Origin of the sequence: Thermogutta sp., assembly GCF_014359955.1 — a bacterium.
Lineage (GTDB): Bacteria > Planctomycetota > Planctomycetia > Pirellulales > Thermoguttaceae > Thermogutta.
On record NZ_JACIYL010000911.1, the window covers coordinates 1 to 1,614 of the forward strand.

Consider the following 1,614-nt stretch of genomic DNA (forward strand, 5'->3'; position numbering starts at 1 on the left):
GATATGAAAGACTGTCGGCGATCCCAGCCGCCAGAAGGGAACGGCATCCCCTTTATAAGGACGAGCTGGCCGACATCGAGGCCGGTATTCGACGGGATTTCGAAAAACTCAAGGACTGGGTCGAAGAACTCGCCTCGTTAGGCGCGATTACCAAAAGCCCCGTGGAAGGGATCATCGACTTCTATTCTCAGTACAATGGCCGCGACATCTTTCTGTGCTGGCGTTTAGGGGAACCGCAGATTGAGTTCTGGCACGAGGTCGACGCGGGTTTTGCAGGCAGACGGCCGGTTTGCGAACTGCTCGAATCGTCGACCACCTGAAGCGAAGAATTGAGGTGACTCGCACCGGTCGAATAGCGGTCGAATGGATCGCAGCTCGGCCCATTCCCGGCCTCGCTATTGGGTTTTAAATTCGGTTGCCCGCGTTGGCGATAATCCTCGCCGTGGAAGCTCACCCGACGGAGGATAGCGGGGGACTTGCGTCTATTAACAGTGTGCGCGGGTTCCGCATGACCTCCCCGCGGTACGGTTGGACGCCGCTCGGGAGGGAAATCGCTCTTCGTTCTTTGCCAGTATTCCCCCGGAACGCGGAAGAGCCCCAGATCGCCTCCCCCAGATTCGCTTCCGGTGCCGAAAACTGCTGTCAGAACAATTTTTCGCGGGGCCGTCGTGGCAGGCAGCGGACTTTCCCACACCGATTGATTGCATGCCCCATGGAACACATTACAATGATATTTTTCATGGTGCAGTTAGACAAAATCCCCTGCGTACTGCGAAAGTCCAATGCACTCGGCATTCCTTATTGGATATCTGCTGCTGTTTATGGGAGCAGCCGTGGCCGTTGTTTTCGGCGGCCTGCTGCTGGGGAAGCTCTTGCGTCCCAATCGTCCTACTGCGGAAAAGCTTCAAACTTACGAGTGCGGGGAGCCTTCTGTCGGGCCGGCGGACGTTCAGTTTGACCTGCGGTTTTATGTGATCGCCCTGGTGTTTCTCATTTTCGATGTGGAAGTGGCCGTCTTTTTCCCTTGGGCGGTGGTTTTTGGAAAAACCAGCCACTTGTGCAGCACAAGTGTGTCCGATAAGGCGCTTGACGCGAGGCTGGAGGAACTGGGATTGCGACACGTCGGTGGTCAAACGCCCTCGGACCGTTCGCCATTGAAGGAGGGGAACCCGACGCCCGTAGCAAGCGGCGAAGACGCCGGTTCCCTCAGGAGCGAAAACCGGGAGGTCATCCGTGAATTCGGCAACCGTCTGATGGGGATGGCCCTGGTCGATGTGCTCGTTTTCTTTGGCATCCTCCTGGTTGGATTCGCATATTTGTGGTATCGGGGGGATCTCGAGTGGATTCGTGCCCTCCCTGGAGAGACGACTTCACGGCCGGAGGTCTCACCGCAAGAGACAAGCAATCTTTCCCTGCTTGTAGGTGAAACATGAGCAGGGCGGGCATGGGGAAGGACAGCAGGAGCGGACAGGCGAGAATCGGGACCTGGTAGAACAATGGATATCGAGGCGATATTTGGACGACTTCAGCAACAATTCGGGGAGGCCGTGCGCCTGGGCAACGTGCAGGCGATCGATCCCTGGATTGAAGTCGCACGAGAAAAACTTCCGGAGG

General features: G+C 56.9%; 2 protein-coding genes. Both read left to right on the forward strand.

Annotated features, from left to right (window positions below):
• Positions 1 to 320 (forward strand): DUF2203 domain-containing protein (locus tag H5U08_RS18130; protein ID WP_297036356.1); only part of this gene is annotated, 320 nt, incomplete at its 5' end.
• 462 nt (positions 321 to 782) lie between these two features.
• Complete coding sequence (locus tag H5U08_RS18135) at positions 783 to 1,433, forward strand: NADH-quinone oxidoreductase subunit A (RefSeq protein WP_297036359.1); 651 nt, start codon at positions 783 to 785, stop codon at positions 1,431 to 1,433.
• Positions 1,434 to 1,614: the final 181 nt, after the last annotated feature.

Bases quoted from the DNA above. Each gene is read 5' to 3' on its own strand.
- H5U08_RS18135 (WP_297036359.1), top strand. From the start codon at position 783: ATGCACTCGGCATTCCTTATTGGATATCTGCTGCTGTTTATGGGAGCA.